Consider the following 19,344-nt stretch of genomic DNA (forward strand, 5'->3'; position numbering starts at 1 on the left):
AGGATCCGACGGGGTCGCGACGCGAAATCTCCTTCAAATTCGGCAGGTGGCCGGTCGGGCTAGAGGCTCAGCGCCCGATCAATCAGCGCCGCCAGCTCGGCAGCGCTCCGCTTGGGCGAACCCGTCGCGGGGGCGGCCGACGCCGGACGCGAGGCCACGGTGATAGGCCGACCGAGCTTCGGTGCGAGCTCGAGGGCGATGAACGGCCATGCACCCTGGTTTTCGGGCTCCTCTTGCGCGAAGACGATCTCGGCGGAGGGGTAGCGCTCGAGCACGGCCGTGATCTCGGCGAGAGGCAGCGGGTAGAGCTGCTCCAGTCGGATCAGTGCGATGTCATCACGCGGCACCTGACGTTTGTCGAGCTCGGCCTGGAGGTCGTAGTGGATCTTGCCCGAATGCAGCACGATGCGCTTGGTCGCCGCGGGGTTCTCGACCCGGGTGCAGTCGAGCACCGGCTCGAAACGACCGCTGGTGAACGCGTCGACATCGCTCGTAGCACCGCGCAGTCGCAACATCGCCTTCGGGGTGAAGACGACGAGCGGACGGCGCGGTCTCGCGTAGGCCTGGCGGCGCAGGAGATGGAAGTGCGATGCCGGCGTCGAGGGCCGGGCGATCGTCATGTTGTTCTCGGCGCAGAGCTGCAGGTAGCGCTCGATCCGGGCCGACGAGTGGTCGGGCCCCTGACCCTCGTAGCCGTGCGGCAGCAGTAGCACGACGCTCGAGCGCTGGCCCCATTTTTGCTCGGCACTGGAGATGAACTCGTCGACGATCGTCTGAGCGCCATTCGCGAAGTCGCCGAACTGGGCCTCCCAGAGAACGAGCGCGTCGGCCCGCTCGACCGAGTAGCCGTACTCGAAGCCCATCGCCGCGAACTCGCTGAGCAGAGAGTCGTAGATCCAGAGCTTCGCCTGGTTGTCGGTGACGTTTTGGAGCGGGATCCACTCCTGGCCGTTCTCGCGGTCGTGGAGCACAGCGTGGCGCTGCACGAAGGTGCCGCGGCGCGTGTCTTGGCCGGCCATGCGGACGGGCGTGCCCTCGGTGAGAACCGAGCCGAGTGCGAGGAGTTCGCCGAACGCCCAGTCGATCTGGCCGCTGCGGGTCATCTCGACCCGCTTCTTCAGCAGCTGCTGGAGCTTCGGGTGCACGCTGAATCCGCTCGGCGGGTTGTCGAAGGAATCACCGATGGCGTGGACGAGGTCGAGGGGGATCGACGTCTCGAACTTGTCGGCGGGGGAGCCATCGCCGGCCGTGGAGTCTTCGGCCTGTTGCGCGACGGGGCGCTCGAGGTCGGCGACTGCACCGCCATCCGAGCTGACCACGGGAATGGAACCCGTCTGTGCGGCGTGGGTCTCGCCGAAGGCCCGCTCCAGGCGATCCTGGAAGTCGCGATGGGCTCCCTCGTATTCCTCCTGCGTGATGTCACCGCGACCAACCAGCGCCTCTGTGTAGAGAGTGCGCACGCTCCGTTTGTTTTCGATGAGGCTGTACATGAGCGGCTGGGTCATCGAGGGGTCGTCGCCCTCGTTGTGGCCACGGCGTCGATAGCAGATGAGGTCGATGACGACATCGCGCTTGAACTCCTGGCGGTACGCAAACGCGAGCTCGGCCACCCGGGCCACCGCCTCGGGGTCGTCGCCGTTGACGTGGAAGATCGGCGCCTGGATGGTCTTCGCGACGTCGGTCGAGTAGATCGACGAGCGACCCTCGGACGGCGAGGTGGTGAACCCGACCTGATTGTTGATGACGATGTGGATCGTGCCACCCACGCGGTAGCCGCGGAGCTGCGACATCTGCATGGTCTCGACGACGATGCCCTGGCCGGCCATGGCCGCATCGCCGTGGACGAGGATCGGCAGAACCGCGAACGCCAGCGGCACACCGCGATCCTGCTTGGCGCGCACGATGCCCTCGAGCACTCCGTCGCCCGCCTCGAGGTGCGACGGGTTGGCCGCGATGTACACCGGGATCGTCTTGCCGGCGGCACTCGTGAACTCGCCCTCGGTGCCCAGGTGGTATTTGACGTCACCGGATCCCTGCACGGTGCGCGGATCTTGCGTGCCTTCGAACTCGCGGAAGATCTGACCGTAGGTCTTGCCCGCGATATTGGTCAGGACGTTGAGACGACCGCGGTGGGCCATGCCGATTGCGACCTCCTGGAGCCCCGCAGCGGCGGCCTCCTGGATCACGGTGTCGAGCAGTGAGATGGCCGATTCGCCGCCCTCCAGGCTGAAGCGCTTCTGACCGACGTACTTGGTCTGGAGGAAGGTCTCGAAGGCCTCGGCCTCGTTGAGCTTGCCGAGAATGCGCATCTGCTCGTCGTGGCTCGGCTTCGCGTAGGGCACCTCGATGTGCTCCTGCACCCAGCGACGCTGCGCCGGATCTTGGATGTGCATGTACTCGATGCCGATCGTGCGGCAGTACGAATCGCGGAGGACGCCGAGGATGTCGCGCAGCAGCATTCCGGCCTTGCCGCCGAAACCGCCGGTGACGAATTCGCGATCGAGATCCCAGAAGGTGAGGCCGTGACGTTCGATCTCGAGGTCGGGGTGCGTGCGCTGGCGGTATTCGAGCGGGTCGATGTCGGCCATCAGATGGCCGCGCACGCGGTAGCTGTTGATGAGCTCCTGCACTCGGGCGGTCTTGCCCACGCGCTCAGCGAGGTTGACGTTGATGTCGGAGTTCCAGTGGATAGGCGCGTACGGAATGCGCAGAGCCGAGAAGATGCCTTCGTAGAACTGTCGACCGCCGATGAGCATCTCGTGGACGATCTTGAGGAACTCACCCGAGCCGGCGCCCTGGATCACCCGGTGGTCGTAGGTCGAAGTAAGCGTGATCGTCTTGCCGATGCCGAGCTCGACGAGCGTCTTCGAGGCGGACCCCTGAAATTCGGCGGGGTATTCGAGAGCGCCGGCGCCGATGATCGCGCCTGCGCCCTTCATGAGGCGGGGCACGCTGTGGACGGTGCCGATTCCGCCCGGGTTGGTGAGCGAAATGGTGTTGCCGGCGAAGTCGTCGGCGGTGAGCTTGTTGGCTCGGGCCTTCTTGACGATGTCTTCGTACGCGGAGAGGAACTGGGCGAACGTGAGGGTCTCGGCCTTCTTGATGCCGGGTACGAGAAGGGCACGTGTGCCGTCGGGCTTCGGGATGTCGATGGCGAGGCCGAGATTGATGTGAGCCGGGGTGACCACCGAGGGCTTGCCGTCGACCACGTCGTAGAAGACGTTCTGGCTCGGGAACTCTTTCAGGGCCTGGACGAGAGCCCAGCCGATGAGGTGGGTGAACGAGATTTTGCCACCGCGAGCGCGCTTGAGGTGGTTGTTGATGACGATGCGGTTGTCGATCATCAGCTTGGCCGGGATCGTGCGGACGCTGGTCGCCGTCGGCACCGTGAGACTGGCGTCCATGTTCGTCGCGAGACTCTTCGACATTCCGCGAAGGGGTTGCACGACGTTCTCGGGCTCGGGCGTCGGCTGCTCGGAGGCGGAGGGCTTCTTCGACGGGGGAGTCGGTGCCTCGGCGGGCACGGGCTTTTCTTTGGGAGCGACGGAGGTGGTGCGGGCCGGGACGCTGCGGCCGGAGGTCGTCGACGCGGGCGGAGTCGAGGTGCTCGGCGCCGGTCGGACGGGATCGGACAGGCGCGACGGGTCGAGAGCGGAGTCGGGATCGGAGACGGTCTGCGGAGCGGAGACCGGCTGGGGCGCGGCATCGTCTGCTGCCGACGCTGCGTCGGGTGAGTCGGGCGTCGAAGCGCCCTCGCCGGGCTTGTAGCTCTCGAGGATGGGCCACCACGTCTTGTCGACCGAATTCTTATCGACGACGTACTGCTCGTAGAGCTCATCGACGAGCCATTCGTTGGCGCCAAACTGCTCTGCGGCGCCGTCGTCGGTCGTTCCGGTCACGTGGCTAGACACAGCCGATCGCCCACTCTCCGTTGATTGTTGATCGTTCGCAGGGCCCTCGTCGCCCGTGCAGATCAAGACTAATCGGTCGACGTTGTCCTGGGTGGGAGGCACTCACAGGGAATAGGTTGAATGCCATGAGGTTCTACGAGACCACTCCGACGCACGACCTGACGTACTCCGACGTGTTCCTCGTCCCGAGCCGATCGAGCGTCTCGTCGAGGCTCGATGTCTCGCTCGACACGGGTGATCGAACGGGTCAGACCATCCCGATCGTCTCGGCGAACATGAACTCGGTCACCGGGCACCGGCTGGCGGCGACGCTGGCCCGCCGCGGCGGTCTCGGCGTGCTTCCGCAAGACATGCACCCGCAAGATCTCGACTCGGCGATCCGCTGGGTGAAAGAGCAGCCGGTCGCCTTCGACACCCCCTACGTCATGTCTCCGGCCGACTCCGTCGAGACGGCCCGTCGAGCGCTGCCGGCAGCCGAGGGTCAGGGCATCGTTCTGCGCGACTCCGACGGTTCGTTCCTCGGCTGCATCCCGGCGACGCGTCTGGCGAAAGCCTCCGACGACGCGGTGCTCGGCGATCTTCTCCACGGCCAGCTCGCCTCGCTCGACGCCGACGACATCGACGGCCCGCGCGCCGCCTTCGACCTCCTCGTGGCCGCCGACCTCGATTTCGCGCCGGTGCTTCATCAGGGGCACGTGATCGGCACCCTCAGTCGCAAGACGGCGTTGCGCTCGACCATCTATCGTCCTGCCGTGGATGCGGACGGTCGCTTGCGGGTCGCCGCCGCGGTGGGTATCAACGGCGACGTCGCCGATAAGGCGAAGGCCCTGGTCGCGGCGGGCGTCGATGTCCTCGTGCTCGACACGGCGCACGGCCACCAAGACGGAATGCTGCGCGCGCTCAAGACAGTCGCCGCACTCGAGCTGGGCGTTCCCCTCGTGGCGGGCAACGTCGTCACGGCTGAGGCGGTCCGTCAGCTCGTCGGAGCGGGTGCCGACATCGTCAAGGTCGGCGTCGGCCCGGGCGCCATGTGCACCACGCGAATGATGACGGCGGTCGGGCGCCCGCAGTTCTCGGCCGTGCTCGAGACCGCGGAGGCAGCCCGCGCACTGGGCGCCCATGTCTGGGCCGACGGCGGCGTGCGGTATCCCCGCGATGTCGCTCTCGCGCTGGCCGCCGGTGCCTCCAGCGTGATGATCGGCTCGTGGTTCGCCGGCACGATCGAGGCTCCCGGTGAACTCGACACCGATGCCGACGGCCGCGTCTACAAAGAGAGCTGGGGCATGGCGTCGACGAAGGCCGTGCGATCGCGCTTCGAGCGCCTCGACCCGTACGAGCTCGCCCGCCGCACTCTCTTCGCCGAGGGCATCTCGTCGTCGCGGATCTACCTCGATCCTCTGCGCCCCTCCGTAGAAGACCTGCTGGACATGATCACGTCGGGAGTCAGGTCGTCGCTCACCTACGCGGGGGCTCGCACTCTCGCCGAGTTCTCGGAGCGCGCGCTGGTCGGCATCCAGTCGGCTGCAGGGTACGAGGAGGGCAAGGCGCTGCCGGTCAGCTGGTAGCGCGCCCCCGGCGAAAATCGCAGGATCCGGCCCGCCGGATCCTGGGCTGTGACGAATCTGGCGGATTCTCGGTTTCCGGGTACCCGCACGTCGCTGCACGCCGATAAACTGATCGGATAATGGACGACCATCACCATAGACATTCGCCCTATCCGCCCTTCTTCCAGCCGGGAGGGTCCGCTTCGTGAACGAGTGGCTTCTGCTCGGCATCGGTCTCGTCCTCACAGTCGGTACGGGCCTCTTCGTGGCGAGCGAGTTCTCGCTCGTCAATCTCGACCGCGCTGATCTCGAGGCGCGACAGGCCAAAGGTGAGAAACGCCTCGGCTCGACCATCGGGGCCCTCAAGGTCACCTCGACTCACCTCTCGAGTGCACAGCTCGGCATCACTCTGACCACACTTCTCACCGGTTACACGATGGAGCCGGCGATCTCGACCTTGCTCGCCGATCCGTTCCGCCAGTTCGGCGGGCCGATCGAGGTGGTCGAGGTCGTTGCCCCGATCGTCTCGATCGTGTTGGCGACCCTGCTGTCGATGATCATCGGCGAGCTCGTGCCGAAGAACTTCGCGCTGGCGCTGCCGCTCGCCACGGCGAAACTCGTGATCCCGTTTCAGGTCGCCTTCACCGCCGTCTTCCGGCCCGCCGTCGCAGTGCTGAACGGCACCGCCAACGCGATCCTCCGCGGCATGGGCATCGAACCGAAAGAGGAGCTCTCGGGGGCGCGGACCGCCGAAGAGCTCTCGTCGCTCGTGCGCCGGTCGGCGTTCGAGGGAAGCCTCGACCTCGACACGGCGACGTTGCTGGCGCGCACGCTCGTCTTCAGCGACCACGACGCCTCCGACGTCATGACGCCCCGGCCGCGCGTCACCAGCGTCTCGCGCACCGACACGGCCGAGACCGTGCTCGCCGAAGCCCGCCGTACGGGCTACTCGCGCTTTCCGGTCACCGACGACGACATCGACGACATCGTCGGGCTCGTGCACGTCAAACAGGCGGTCGCCGTGCCGCGCGAGAAGCGCGGCGAGGTGCCCGTGTCGGCCCTGCAGACCGAGGCGATTCGCGTGCCCGAGACGATGACCCTCGACAACCTCCTCGAAGAGGTGCGCGGCAAGGGGTACCAGATGGCGGTCGTCGTCGACGAGTACGGCGGAACAGCCGGGGTCGTCACCCTCGAAGACCTGATCGAAGAGCTGGTGGGCGAGGTGTCCGACGAGCACGATCGCTCGCGCGTCGACGTCGTGCGGTCGCGCGACTGGCTCACTTTCCCTGGCCTTCTCCGCCCCGACGAGCTTCTCGAACGAGCCTCCGTCAAGGTGCCGGAAGACGGCCCCTACGAGACCGTGGGTGGCTGGGTGATGAGCGAGCTCGGGCGCCTTCCGGCGGTCGGCGACGCCGTCGACGTCGAGGCGGGCACTTTCCGCGTCGAGCGCCTCGACGGTCGCCGCATCGACCGGATCCGATTCACGCCGGCGGTCGACGACAGCATCGCCCGAGAGCACGTCGATGCCGCCACTGCCGCGGCTTCGCGCGAAGGGCAGGTGACCCGATGAGCAGCGACTGGTGGGGAATCGTCTGGCTGGTCGTGCTGCTGCTCGGCAACGCCTTCTTCGTCGGCGCCGAATTCGCCGTCATCTCGGCGCGGCGGTCGTCGATCGAGCCCAAGGCGGAGGCCGGCAACCGCGCGGCCAAGACCACGCTCTGGGCGATGGAGCACGCGACGCTCATGCTCGCGACCAGCCAGCTCGGCATCACCGTGTGCTCGCTGCTGATCCTGAACGTCTCGGAGCCCTCGATCCACCACCTGCTCGAGGGGCCGTTGCACCTGACCGGCCTCTCGACCGAGTTGGTCGACACCGTCGGTTTCATCATCACGCTGCTGCTGGTGTCGTTCCTCCACGTCGTCTTCGGCGAGATGGTGCCGAAGAACCTCTCGTTCTCGGTGCCCGACCGCGCGGCACTCCTGCTCGCCCCGCCGCTGGTGTTCGTCGGACGCATCTTCAGCGTCGTGATCCGGTCGCTGAACTGGGTGACGAACTGCATCATCAAGGCTTTCGGCGTCGAGCCGAAAGACGAGGCCACCAGCGCGTTCACCGTCGAAGAGGTGCAGACGATCGTCGCTCAGTCGCAGCGCGAGGGTGTGCTCCGCGATACGACGGGTGCTCTCACGGCCGCGTTCGAGTTCACCGAGAAGAAGGTCTCCGACGTCGCGGTGGCCCTGCCGTCGCTGGTGACGCTCGATGAGGCGGCGACGCCGGCCGAGGTCGAGCGGGCCGTGGCGCAGAGCGGATTCTCGCGGTACGTGCTCGTCAACGAGCAGTCCGAGCCGACCGGGTATCTCCACCTCAAAGACGTGATCGATCTCGCCGATGACGAGTATTCGGATCCTGTGCCCCCGAAGCGGATCCGGCAGCTGATCTCGATCTACGAGGGCACCGAACTCGAAGACGCCCTCGCAACCATGCGCCGCGCCGGAGTGCACGTCGCGCGGTCGTTCGACGAGCAGGGTACGACCCGCGGCGTGCTGTTCCTCGAAGACATCATCGAGGAGCTCATCGGCGAGGTGCAGGACGCCACCAGGCGTCGGTAGCGTGGTGTCTGCCGTGGCTGTGATCCGCGAGTGACGGCAAATGCCCCCTGCACGAGTGTGCAGGGGGCATTTCGCGTCACTCGGCGCCGCCGGCGCGGCGGGCTACGCCGGTGGGCCAGCTACGCGGGCTGCGACACGTGGAACGGCGCGCGGTGGTACTGCTGCGGGTAGTACGGCAGGTCGACGCCCAACTCGGCCGCGACCCGGAGGGCGAAGTGCGGGTCGCGAAGGAACTCGCGGCCGACGAAGACGACGTCCGACTCGCCGTCGGCGACGATCGCCTGGGCCTGCTCGGCGCCGATGATCAGGCCGACCGCACCCGTCTCGACCTCGGCGTCGGCGCGGACCGACGCGGCGAGCGGCACCTGGTAGCCGAGGCCCACCGGGATCTCCGCTTTCGCGACGTTTCCGCCGGACGAGATGTCGAACAGGTCGGCACCGGCGTCGCGCGCCCAGCCCGACACGATCGCGGTCGAGGCTTCGTCCCAGCCGCCCTCGGTCCAATCGGTGGCCGAGAAGCGGACCAGGATCGGGAAGTCGTCGCCGGTGGCGGCACGAATGCCGCGAACGGCGTCGACCACGATGCGGGCACGGTTCTCGAGCGATCCGCCGAACTCGTCGGTGCGCTGGTTGCTGAGCGGAGAGAGGAACTCGTGCATGAGGTACCCGTGGGCGGCGTGGAGCTCGACGAAGTCGAACCCTGCCTGCTGCGATCGGACGGCCCCGTCGACGAACGCCTGCACGACCCCCCGGACCTCCTCGGTCGTCAGCTCGCGGGGAACGTCGTAGCCGTCGAACGCGATCGGAGACGGGCCCACCGTCTTCCAGCCGTGCTGCGACTCGTTCAGCGTGCCGACCTGGTCGTCCCAGGTACGAGGCGTCGAGGCCTTCCGCCCGGCATGGGCGAGCTGGACGCCGATGGCGGAACCCTGCGAGTGAACGAAGTCGACGATCGGGCGGAACGCGTCGCGCTGGGCGTCGTTCCAGATGCCGAGGTCTTGCGGCGAGATGCGGCCCTCGGGCACGACGGCCGTCGCCTCGGTGATGATGGCGCCGGCGCCGCCGCGGGCGAACGAGCCCAGGTGCACGAGGTGCCAGGTGCCGGGCATCCCGTCGAAGTTCTCGGCCGAGTACTGGCACATGGCGGGTACCCAGAGGCGGTTGCGGAAGGTCGTTCCGCGCAGCGTGATGGGGTCGAAGAGCGAAGTCATATCTGTTTCAACGACGTCGGCCGCGGATCATTCCGGCAGGTCGAGGGGGAGCGCAGGATCCGACGCGGCCAGCCCGGTGAGGAACTCCCGGAGCGAGGCGGGCGACGTGAACACGTGCCCGGTGATGCCGAGGGCTTCGGCCGCCTCCACATTCACGCGCTTGTTGTCGACGAAGACCATCTCGCCGGGCGTGATCGCGAGCTCGCGCAGAACGGTCTCGTAGATGGAGGCGCTCGGCTTCAAGTCGTGCATCTCGGCGCTGACGAAGTGCCGGTCGAAGAGGGTGCCCACGGGGCCGAAGCGGAAGGGCGAGCCGAAGTCGAAGCCGGCGTTCGAGAGGAGGGCGAGCGACGTGCCCCCGTCGTGCAGCTCTTCGAGGATGGCCACCGTGCCGGGCTCGGGGTGGAGCCACCCGGCGAAGTCGACCGCCCAGAGCTCGTGGATGCGCCCGAGGGTGAATTCGGTGTCGTTCTCGGCGGCGATCAGGCGCCAGTACTCGACGATCGACAGGTCGCCCGAGTCGAGTGCGTCACGGTGAGCGTCGTAGCTGCGCCACAGCCCCTCAGCGGCAACCCCGGCGAGGCGCTCCACCTCGGTGCGAGTCGAAGCCGGAGGCGACACGCTGATCACCTCGCCGTAGTCGAAAACGATGGTGCGGCCCGGAATCGATAAAGACATGCCCGTCACGCTAGCGGAGCCCGGTGAACACGCGACAGGCCTACCGTGGGGGAGTGACTGCATCGACCGAACCCACGTATACCCCTTGGACGCCCTCCGACGCGGCCGGCTCGATCGCGGTTCCCCGCGAGGACGACGACAAGTACAGCCGCGGCGTGCTCGGCGTCGTCACCGGCTCAGACCAGTATCCGGGCGCGGCCGTGCTCGGTGTCGAGGCCGCTTTGCACACGGGCCTCGGCATGCTCCGCTACCTGGGGCCCTCCCGGGCATCCGATTTCGTGCTCCACCGGCGACCGGAGGCCGTGACGAGCCCGGGTCGGGTGCAGGCCTGGTTGCTCGGCTCGGGGATCGACCCGGCGACCCTCGACGGCGTCACGACGAACCGCTTCGCCGAGGCGGTCGCGACCGGCAACCCGATGGTGCTCGACGCGGGTGCCCTGCAGCTTCGCGAGCAGGCGACCGGGCCGATCGTCGTCACGCCGCACTTCCGCGAGCTCGCCCGAGCCACCGGGCAGGAGGTCTCCGAGATCGCCGACGACCCTGCGACCGCTGCGGCGCGGGTGGCCGACGAGTGGGGCGCGACGGTGCTGCTCAAGGGGCACCGGACGTACGTCGCCGCACCCGGTGGGGTGCGACTCGTGGCCTCGAGTGCGCCGTCCTGGCTTGCGACGGCCGGGGCGGGGGATGCGCTGGGCGGGATCCTCGGGGCTCTGGTCGCCACGCACGCCGACGAGATCGCGCGCGACTCGAATGCGCTCGCGCGATTGGCGGCAACTGCGAGCGTCGTGCACGGTCTCGCCGCCGAGCGCGCGTCAGGCGGAGGGCCGCTCACGGTGCTCGGGCTCATCGACGCACTGCCGGCGACCATTGCCGAGCTGCTCCGGGGCTGATCCGGAGTGCTGCTGAAGCGGCCGCAAATGTGAGAGCGATCCGCTCCCACAGGCCTGGTGCGGCCGCGGCGGGTGGCGGATCGCTCTCGGACTGATGGGTGGGCGGAGATCAGGCTGCGGGCGACGCCTTCAGCAAGAACTCGACCGAACCGGAGTTTTCGACCTTGACGAAGCCGAGGCTGGGCGCTGCGACCTTGTAGTCGGCGAAGGTGACGGGGATCGACCCGCTCACTTCGGCGCCGTCGCCGGATAGCGCCGCTTGCATGGGCACCGAGACCGTCTTCGTGACGCCGTGCATGGTGAGTTTGCCGGTGGCCGTGAACTTCGTCACGTCGCCGTCCGAGAGATCGCCGGTGTCGAGGGGTGAGGTGAGCGTGAATGTCGCGTCGGGGTGGATGTCGGTCTCGAGCGCGGAGGTGCGGAAGTACTCGTCGCGACTCGTGCTATCGGTGGCGATCGACGCGACGTCGACCGTGATGTCGGCCTTGGTGATCGAGTCGGAGTCGAAGTCGACCGTGCCGGTGACGTCGGAGGTCTTGCCGACCACGGTCACGTCGGTGCCGTTCAACACCTCGTCGACCCGGTAGCCGGCGGTGCTGCCCGATCCGACGCTCCACGACCCGGTGAGGTCGGACCCGGCGAGTGCGGAGTCGCCCGGCGTGACGGACACGGTGGGCGCGGCCTCGGGCTCACCGACGATGACATCGCGGTAGAAAGCGGGGCCGGCGATGGCGACGACTCCGCCGACCACGACGACTCCCGCTGCCACACCGATGAGGACCTTGCTTCGTCTCTTCATGCCAAAACGATGACGCGTCACCCTTGCCGAGTCCTGAAAGCGTGCAGGCCGTGCAGGCTTAGCGGCACGTGTCGGGTTCGCTAGCCTTCGAGGGTGACCCGCATTCGAGCCCTCCTGCCGATGGTGCTGCTCTGGGTCACGTTTCTGGCGGTGCACGCGTGGCTGTCGGTCGCCGTGTGGAACGGCCCGCACACGCCCCTGAACGACGTGTCGACCGTGTATCGCGACTGGATCCTTCGGGGTTCTCTCGGCGACGGCTGGGTCGGTGTCGACCTCGCCTGGGTGTACCCGACGGCCGCACTCGTGCCCATGCTCGCCGCAGCGGCTGCCGGCTTCGACCACTACTCGGAGGCGTGGCTCGTGCTGGTGGCGCTGCTCGACGCCATTGCCCTCGGGGTCATCGTCAGCGGCCGATCTCGGCGACACCTCGTCGCCGGCTTCTGGTGGCTCGCCTACCTGCTGGCGCTCGGGCCGATCGCCGTCGGTCGGATCGACAGCATCACAGTGCCGCTCGCGATCGCGGGCCTGCTCGTCGCCGCTCGGCGCCCGGGGGTGGCGGGCGTTCTCCTCGCTCTGGCCACCTGGATCAAGGTCTGGCCGTTCGCCCTGATTCTGGCGGTCGTGATCGCCGAAAAACGAAGGATCCGGGTGCTCGCCGCCGCCGCCACGACGAGCCTTGCGATCGTGCTCGCCGCTGTGCTCGGCGGGGGCAACCTGGCCGGCATCGCGGGGTTCGTCGGCAAGCAGACCGGGCGCGGGCTGCAGTTGGAGGCACCGATCACCACGTTCTGGCTGTGGGCTGAGGCGCTCGGAGCCCCGGGAGTATCGACCACGTTCGATCAGACGCTGCTCACGTACCAGGTCACGGGGCCCGGCTCAGCGTTGGCTGCCGCCGCCACGACGCCGATCATGGTGCTGGTGCTGCTGCTGCTCATCGCCCTCGGCGTCGTCGCCACTCGCCGCGGGGCACCGGCCGTGATTCTGCTGCCCCCGCTCGCCCTCGCCCTGACCACGGCCTTCATCGTCACCAACAAGGTGGGGTCGCCTCAGTACGAGGCGTGGCTCGCGGCACCGGTGGTGCTCGGACTCGCGACTCTCGGCCGTCGCTTCACAGCGCCGAGCATTCTCACCGTGCCGATCGCCGGCCTCACCCAGGTCATCTACCCCTGGCAGTACGACGCCCTGGTGGTCGCCTTGCCGTGGATGGTCGTCGTCGCAACCCTCCGCAACGTGCTTCTCGTGGCTCTCCTCGTCGTCGCCGCGCGGGCGATCGTCGTCGCTGGCCGCCCTGCGGAGAACTTCGGCGGGGTCGGGGCGACGAATGCGAGGATGGAGCCATGATCGTCGCATTCAGCGTTTCTCCCTCCGGTGGGCCGCCCGCAGGCTCCGAGCCCGATTCCGTACACGATGCAGTGGCCGCAGCCGTCAAGGTCGTGCGCGACTCCGGCCTGCCGAACCGCACCTCGTCGATGTTCACCGAGATCGAGGGGGAGTGGGATGAGGTGATGGCCGTCGTCAAGGCAGCGACCGAGGCCGTGGCGCCGTTCGGGCGTCGCGTCTCTCTCGTGCTGAAGGCCGACATTCGTCCGGGGCACACCGGCGAGCTCGACGGCAAGATCGAGCGACTCGAACGGGCTCTTGGCGAGGCTTAGAATCAACTGGGAGAACAACCGCTCCCGCACGACTCGACGGTAAGTTGTCGATCCCCTTTCCGACGACGAAACGGCTGCCTTCCCGTGCCTCAGATCTCACCCCGCCGGAGGCGCTTCGCGCTTCTCTCCCTCGCGATGGGCGGCTTCGGCATCGGTGCCACCGAGTTCGTCGCCATGGGGCTCCTGCCGAACATCGCCCGCGACCTCCTGCCCGGCCTCTACGCCGGTTCGGTGGAAGACGCCACCGCGCACGCCGGCATCATGATCAGCGCCTACGCGCTCGGGGTGGTGGTCGGTGCCCCGACCATCGCGGCGACGACGTCGCACCTGCCGCGTAAGAAGCTGCTGCTGATTCTGCTCGCCGCGTTCCTGGTCGGGACGATCGCGAGTGCGATTCTGCCGTCGTTCAGGCTCGTCGTGCTCGCACGCTTTGTCGCCGGGCTCCCGCACGGGGCGTACTTCGGTATCGCGTCGCTGGCGGCGGCCAATCTGATGGGCCCGGGCAATCGCGGCAAGGGCGTCGCGTTCGTCATGGCGGGTCTCACCATCTCCAACATCGTCGGCGTCCCGCTCATCACCGCACTCGGCCAGGCAGCCGGCTGGCGGGTGGCCTACGGCGCGGTAGCCCTCATCTTCGCTCTCACCTTCTTCGCCGTGGCCCTGGCGCTGCCGCATCAGCCGGCCGCCGAGGGGGCTTCGATCCGGCGCGAGCTCAGCGCCTTCCGCCGCCCGCAGGTGTGGCTCGTGATGGGTGTCGGCGCCATCGGGTTCGGCGGGTTCTTCGCCGTCTACAGCTACGTGTCGACCGCCGTCACCGAGGGTGCCGGCATGCCCGAGGGGTGGGTGCCGTTCGTGCTCGTCGCCGTGGGCGTCGGCATGACCATCGGCAACCTGCTCGGCGGCTGGGGTGCCGACACCAACCTCCGCCGCACGATCTACTTCGGCTTCGGCGGGCTCCTGGTCGCGCTGATCGGCTACGCGCTGACCAGCGAGATGCTGATCGGCATCTTCGTCTTCGCTTTCCTGCTCGGCTTCTTCAGCTCGGTGATCAACCCGGCCATCCAGTCGCGCCTCATGGAGGTCTCGGGCGACGCGCAGGTGATCGGTGCAGCGCTTAACCACTCGTCGTTCAACCTCGGCAACAGCCTCGGCGCCTACCTCGGCGGGGTCGTCCTCGCAGCAGGCCTCGGAGTGGGTTCTCCCGCGTGGGTCGGGGCGATCCTGGCCTCGGCCGGAGTCGTGCTCGTGACGATCAGCTTCGCGGTCGATCGGCGGGGACGGGGCGGCTCTGGGTCGGGTAGCGCAGGATCCGGCGGTTCGTCGATCGGCTCCGCGGATCCTTCGCCCCGAACTCAGCCGGTGCCCGTCGCCGGCCTGTAACGACGTCGATCCACGTCTTCTCGGTCGAGAAGACGTGGATCGACAGTGTGGGTTCTAAAAGCCGGTCGGCCCGGCGTCGTCGGTCTGCAGCAGGATGCCGTCTTGGATGGCGCGCTTCCGCAGGGCGACTTTGGTGCCCACGTCGAAGCCGGCGACGCGGTACTTCTCGCGGATCCGCTTGAGGTACGACTTCGCCGTCTCTTCGGAGATGCCGAGCTGGTACGCGACCGCCTTGACGGGTTCGCCACCGCCGTAGAGGGCCATGACGCGGCGCTCCTGGGCGGAGAGCTTCGGCACACCGCCGACCTCGGAGGCGTTCAGGGCGAGGTCGAGCTCGGCCGAGATGTACGACTCGCCGATCGAGGCCGTGCGGATCGCCTCGACGATCATCTCGGCGTCTTCGCTCTTGACGAGGTAGCCGAGGGCACCGGCGGCGAGTGCCTCGCGGACCACATTCGGCTCGGAGTAGGTGCTCATCAGGACGGTCTTGACGCCGGCCGTCTTGAGAGTCGAGATCTTGAGAGAGATCGGGAGGTTGTCTTTGAGGTCGAGGTCGAGGAGGACGACGTCGACCGGAAACTCCGGGTGCGTGAGCAGCTCGGGCCAGGAGGCGACCGCGGCGACCATGGAGATGTCGCTTGCGGCGCCGCGAATCCATTCGCTCAGGGCCCCGAGCAGCATCTTGTGATCGTCGACGAGGGCGAGACGAATTCGTCCTTCGGAGTCAGGCACTGGTTTCTCTCTTTCGATGGGTGGCTTCGGAAAGCCGCGAGGCGTAGTGACGCGCACAGGGAACACCCGGTGCGCTCATGTTAGGCGTCTGCAGGGTTCTCGACGGAACACCTGATGGCGAGCCGCAGACTGCCCTGGTGGGTTGAGGTCTGAAAGTCACCGACGCGGTTCAGGGCGTTCCAGGTGGCGGGGGTGACCCGGTTGCGGCGGATGCCCGTCGAGGTGACGTCGATCGGGACGTCGATGGTGCGTCCCGCAAGAGACGCGATCGAGTTCGACGTGCCGATGGGGCCCAGGGTGAGAGTGATGCTCGTGCCGGCGGCGCGGGTGCGGCGATCGCCCAGGAGGAGCCATACGGCTTGGAGGAGCCCGTCGCGCTGCTCGGGGGTCAGCAGGCCCGCGAGAGACGACGGATCGGCAAGTTTGACGGCTCGGCCCAGGTATTCGGATTCGGTGACGGCGTGATACAGCCAGGTCTCGCGTCGGCCTTCGATGAGGTGGAGGCGCAACTCGGTCGCGAGCGAAGCGGCGGTGGAGGCAACCTGCGGTTCGAGAGGGAGTGGGATGTCGCCTACGGCCACTCCGTCGAGCAGCTTCTCGGCGGCGAGGTCGAGACGGGCCAACTCGTCGCTCGCGAGCATTCCCACGGCGAACCGCGGCTGGGTGACGGTCGACTGCACGAGGACGCGGTCGAGCTCGATCTGGATCATGCCGCGGAAGCGCTGCACGGCATAGGTGGCGATGGCGGGCGGCAGGACGGCCAGGGCGATCGTGGCGACCTGCTGCGGGAACGTCACCCGGTCGATCGGCGTGGTCAAGATCACTGCGCCGACGAGGAGGACGAACAGGGCTGCCGTTGCGATGATGAGCTCGCGGGCCGGGCGAAGGGTGATGAGGGGGAGGAGGCCGAAGCCGACCGAGATGCTGGCGGTGGCGTAGGCCCCGACGTTGTGGAGGGGCCAGATGGCGATGAAGTCGAGGACGACCACGAGAGCGAGGGCTGCGCAGAGGCCGATCATCACTGGGCCGGTCAGGCGCTCGCCCTGGATGGCGACGAGGGTGACCACTCCGATGAATGCGGCGAGGTAGACGAGCCAGGCGACGATGGCGGGCGCGGCCACCGGATACGAGGAGAGGTGCACCAGGAAGAAGATCAGGCCGTAGATCGCCTGCAGGGCCGCGACGGCGGCGGCGCCCATTCCGAGATAGCCGGTACCGAGGGTCGCACCCGCCTGCTGGGCCTGGCGCATGGAGCGAGCCCCGGTCGAAGAGGTGGGAAGACCCCTGGGCGCCCTCCGGTGTCGGGGCACGCCGAGGGTGTTCTCATCGATGCTCACGCGGGGAGCCTCCGGTCGCTAGTGCTCATCGCGGTGCCTCCAAGACGACGGTTGTGCCGGCTCCGGGAGCAGAGAAGAGACGGGCGCTGCCGCCGACCTCTCGCAGCCGGTTGACGACACTCTCTTTGAAGCCAAGACGCTCCTCGGAGACGCCCTCGAGCTCGAATCCGACGCCGGCGTCGGTCACCATCGCCCGGACCATCTTGTCGTCGTGGATGATCGTGACGTGCGCCTCGACGACGCCCGCGTGACGCCGGACGTTCTCGAGGCACTCGGCGAGTGCGAGGAGGAACGCGTCGAGCACGTTGGTCGGGAGGAGCACCTGACCGGTGCCGTGCCAGCTGACTTCCAGGCCCATTCGACCGAACCGCTGCTTGACCGACTCGAGTGTCTGGCCGAGGGGGCTCTCTTCGACGGTGTCGAGGTTGTAGTCGCCGGAAGCCTGTGGCTGCGGTGTCGAGCCCAGGCGGAGGTGGCGAAGCAGGCGGGCGTCTTCGGCGGCCTGAGCGCGGAGAGCATCGGGGGTGACTCCGAAACCCGAGTGGGCGAGCAGGGTCAGGGTCGCGAGCACGGTGTCATGTAGGAGCCGTGCGCCCTGGCGGCGTTGGGCCTCGGTCTCGCTTGCCTGGCGCTCGGCCCGGTGGGCGTTTCCGATCGAGTAGATGCGGCGGGCTGCGCGGGGGACGCTGTTGCCGATCCAGAATCCGGCGACGAAGCAGAGCACCCAACCGAGGAGCACGGCGGCGACCTGCACGGAGAAGACCGACTGCGTACCGATGACGACCTCGGCTACGACGACCACGGCAGCTGCGGCCGCGAGGAGCACGCGCTTGGTGCTCGAGGAGAGCAGGAGCGCGAAGGAGGCGATTGCGCCGCCGACCAAGGGGATGACGGCAGTCGCAAGAGGCCCGTCGATGCCGCCCGGCACGAGCGCGATGCCCCCGGCGATCAAACCCGCAGCCATTCCCAAGACGACCCACAGCATTTTGCCGCTTCGGCCGATCATGATGAAAAAAGCGATCATCACGAGGCTGAAGAAGACGATGGCAGCTTGCCGTCTCACGTCGGTCACGCCCGGGTAGCTCAGGGCCACCAACGAGACAACGGTTGCCGAGATCCCGAGAAAGCGGGTCGTCGTCCGGAGAAGACGATCGCGCTCCTGGGCGAAGAGATCCATTCGAGTCCAACAGTCAGAAGAGAGGGCCGCCCGAGAGGGCGCCTAGACACATCGTTCCACAGATGTCACGCCGGGGGACGGTACAGGGGGATCGGCGCGCTGATGAAAAAGGTGTCGAGCGAGACTCATTCTGGCGGAAAGCGCGCTCATCCTTCAAGTAGGGCTCGAAGGTGGTTCCCCACCGCCTCGTTTTCGATCAAGAATCCGTCGTGGCCGAATTCGCTCGGAAGGATCACCGCCTCGCTGGCGGCCGCGCCGCGGAGGCCCTCCGCGATCAGCACCTGGTCGCGGGGTGGGAACAGCCGATCGGAGTCGATGCCGATGACGAGCGACCGGGCGGTGATCCGCGACAGGGCTCCGGTCACGCCGCCGCGATCCCGTCCGATGTCGTGGCTGTTCATGGCCCGCGCGAGGCTCACGTAGCTATTGGCGTCGAAGCGGCGAGTGAACTTGTTGCCATGGAAATCGAGGTAGCTCGCCACCGAGAACCGACCGCTGCCGGTCAGAGGGGAGAGCTCGCTCTGCCATCCCCGGCCGAATCGGGCGTTCAGCTCGTCGGGCGAACGGTAGTTGAGCAGAGCCATCCGTCGGGCCAGCGCGAGGCCGCGGTAAGGGCCCTCGCCGTCGGCGGCCTCGTAGTAGTCGCCGCCGAGAAACCCGGGATCCATGTGGACGGCTTCGATCTGCACCGTGTTGAGTGCGATCTGGTCGGCACTCGTCGAGGCGGTGGTCGACAGCACACCGAGGCGCGCCACTCTCTCCGGTTGGCCGACGGACCATTCGAGGGCGTGCATTCCTCCCATCGAGCCGCCGATCACGGCGTGCCAGCGATCTACGCCGAGCTCGTCGGCGAAGCGCACCTGCGCCTCGACCTGGTCTCTGACGGTGAGTCTCGGAAAACGGCTGCCCCATTCGTGGCCGTCCGGGTCAAGGGAAGCTGGGCCGGTGGATCCTTGGCAGCCCCCGAGCATGTTGGGTGCCACGACGAACCAGCGGTCGGTGTCGATCGCGAGCCCCGGGCCGACGATGCCGTGCCACCAACCGGCGGTGGCGTGGCCCTCGCCCGCCGGGCCGGCCAGGTGGCTGTCACCGGTGAGAGCGTGCAGCACCAGCACGACGTTCGAGTCGTCGGTCGCCCGGGTGCCGAACGTCTCGTACGAGATGCGAGGTCGGGGGAGCGTCTCGCCGCTCTCCAGCTCGAGGTCGTCGAGAGTGACGAAGAGCCGATCGCCGACCGGATCGCCGTCTCGCCAGGCACCCGTCGCGGGTGGCTTGCCGAGCATGGTCCGGCGGGTGCGCTCCGTGATGACCCGCGAGGGCACCGTGTCTTCGGGGGTCGTCTGCCAGTCCATTTGGGTCAAGCATGACAACAAAAGGCGGCGACCGCCGGACTGTTACGCCCGATGGTCACCGCCCCGTGGGATCC

The 19,344-nt window shown here is 67.8% G+C and carries 15 protein-coding genes; 7 read left to right on the forward strand and 8 right to left on the reverse strand.

Going from position 1 to position 19,344, the window contains the following annotated elements:
• Positions 1-59: 59 nt before the first annotated feature.
• Complete coding sequence (locus EDF39_RS16105) at positions 60-3,911, reverse strand: multifunctional oxoglutarate decarboxylase/oxoglutarate dehydrogenase thiamine pyrophosphate-binding subunit/dihydrolipoyllysine-residue succinyltransferase subunit (protein WP_123944691.1); 3,852 nt, start codon at positions 3,909-3,911, stop codon at positions 60-62.
• Between the two features lie 125 nt (positions 3,912-4,036).
• Between EDF39_RS16105 and EDF39_RS16110 the strand changes: the two genes are divergently transcribed.
• From EDF39_RS16110 to EDF39_RS16120, 3 genes are all read left to right on the forward strand, one after another.
• Positions 4,037-5,476 (forward strand): GuaB1 family IMP dehydrogenase-related protein, encoded by a 1,440-nt coding sequence (locus EDF39_RS16110; protein WP_123944693.1) that lies wholly within the window; start codon positions 4,037-4,039, stop codon positions 5,474-5,476.
• 184 nt (positions 5,477-5,660) lie between these two features.
• Positions 5,661-7,025: a hemolysin family protein gene (locus tag EDF39_RS16115; RefSeq protein WP_123944695.1), complete on the forward strand. Its 1,365-nt coding sequence runs from the start codon at positions 5,661-5,663 to the stop codon at positions 7,023-7,025.
• Complete coding sequence (locus EDF39_RS16120) at positions 7,022-8,062, forward strand: hemolysin family protein (RefSeq protein WP_123944697.1); 1,041 nt, start codon at positions 7,022-7,024, stop codon at positions 8,060-8,062. The genes EDF39_RS16115 and EDF39_RS16120 overlap by 4 nt, the downstream gene beginning before the upstream one ends.
• 119 nt (positions 8,063-8,181) lie before the next feature.
• On the opposite strand, the gene EDF39_RS16125 is transcribed toward EDF39_RS16120, so the two are convergent.
• Both EDF39_RS16125 and EDF39_RS16130 read right to left on the reverse strand, forming a co-directional pair.
• Complete coding sequence (locus tag EDF39_RS16125) at positions 8,182-9,273, reverse strand: NADH:flavin oxidoreductase/NADH oxidase (RefSeq protein WP_123944699.1); 1,092 nt, start codon at positions 9,271-9,273, stop codon at positions 8,182-8,184.
• A 27-nt stretch (positions 9,274-9,300) separates the two neighbouring features.
• A complete protein-coding gene (locus tag EDF39_RS16130) occupies positions 9,301-9,951 on the reverse strand; it encodes an HAD-IA family hydrolase (RefSeq protein ID WP_123944701.1) in 651 nt (216 codons plus the stop codon).
• A 53-nt stretch (positions 9,952-10,004) separates the two neighbouring features.
• On the opposite strand from EDF39_RS16130, the gene EDF39_RS16135 reads away from it, so the two are divergent.
• Positions 10,005-10,841, forward strand: a complete 837-nt coding sequence (locus tag EDF39_RS16135) for an ADP/ATP-dependent (S)-NAD(P)H-hydrate dehydratase (RefSeq protein WP_123944703.1) — start codon at positions 10,005-10,007, stop codon at positions 10,839-10,841.
• Between the two features lie 109 nt (positions 10,842-10,950).
• Here the strand turns inward: EDF39_RS16135 and EDF39_RS16140 are convergent, their stop codons facing one another.
• Positions 10,951-11,640 (reverse strand): YceI family protein, encoded by a 690-nt coding sequence (locus EDF39_RS16140; RefSeq protein ID WP_123944705.1) that lies wholly within the window; start codon positions 11,638-11,640, stop codon positions 10,951-10,953.
• A 93-nt stretch (positions 11,641-11,733) separates the two neighbouring features.
• On the opposite strand from EDF39_RS16140, the gene EDF39_RS16145 reads away from it, so the two are divergent.
• The 3 genes from EDF39_RS16145 to EDF39_RS16155 all read left to right on the forward strand — a co-directional run bounded on the left by EDF39_RS16145 (position 11,734) and on the right by EDF39_RS16155 (position 14,672).
• Positions 11,734-12,981, forward strand: coding sequence for a glycosyltransferase 87 family protein (locus tag EDF39_RS16145; RefSeq protein WP_123944707.1), 1,248 nt, complete (start codon positions 11,734-11,736; stop codon positions 12,979-12,981).
• Positions 12,978-13,292, forward strand: a complete 315-nt coding sequence (locus EDF39_RS16150) for a thiamine-binding protein (RefSeq protein ID WP_055958657.1) — start codon at positions 12,978-12,980, stop codon at positions 13,290-13,292. Before EDF39_RS16145 ends, EDF39_RS16150 begins: the two co-directional genes overlap by 4 nt.
• 135 nt (positions 13,293-13,427) lie before the next feature.
• Positions 13,428-14,672 (forward strand): MFS transporter, encoded by a 1,245-nt coding sequence (locus EDF39_RS16155; protein WP_123944904.1) that lies wholly within the window; start codon positions 13,428-13,430, stop codon positions 14,670-14,672.
• 54 nt (positions 14,673-14,726) lie between these two features.
• On the opposite strand, the gene EDF39_RS16160 is transcribed toward EDF39_RS16155, so the two are convergent.
• The 4 genes from EDF39_RS16160 to EDF39_RS16175 all read right to left on the reverse strand — a co-directional run bounded on the left by EDF39_RS16160 (position 14,727) and on the right by EDF39_RS16175 (position 19,270).
• Complete coding sequence (locus EDF39_RS16160) at positions 14,727-15,404, reverse strand: response regulator transcription factor (protein ID WP_255410131.1); 678 nt, start codon at positions 15,402-15,404, stop codon at positions 14,727-14,729.
• 80 nt (positions 15,405-15,484) lie between these two features.
• Positions 15,485-16,741: a hypothetical protein gene (locus EDF39_RS16165; protein ID WP_123944709.1), complete on the reverse strand. Its 1,257-nt coding sequence runs from the start codon at positions 16,739-16,741 to the stop codon at positions 15,485-15,487.
• 25 nt (positions 16,742-16,766) lie between these two features.
• Entirely contained in the window at positions 16,767-17,918 is a 1,152-nt protein-coding gene (locus EDF39_RS16170) for a sensor histidine kinase (RefSeq protein WP_123944712.1), read from the reverse strand.
• Positions 17,919-18,064: 146 nt separating this feature from the next.
• Complete coding sequence (locus EDF39_RS16175; protein ID WP_123944714.1) at positions 18,065-19,270, reverse strand: homoserine O-acetyltransferase; 1,206 nt, start codon at positions 19,268-19,270, stop codon at positions 18,065-18,067.
• Positions 19,271-19,344: the final 74 nt, after the last annotated feature.

Origin of the sequence: Frondihabitans sp. PhB161 (assembly GCF_003814635.1) — a bacterium.
In the GTDB taxonomy this organism is placed as follows: domain Bacteria; phylum Actinomycetota; class Actinomycetes; order Actinomycetales; family Microbacteriaceae; genus Frondihabitans.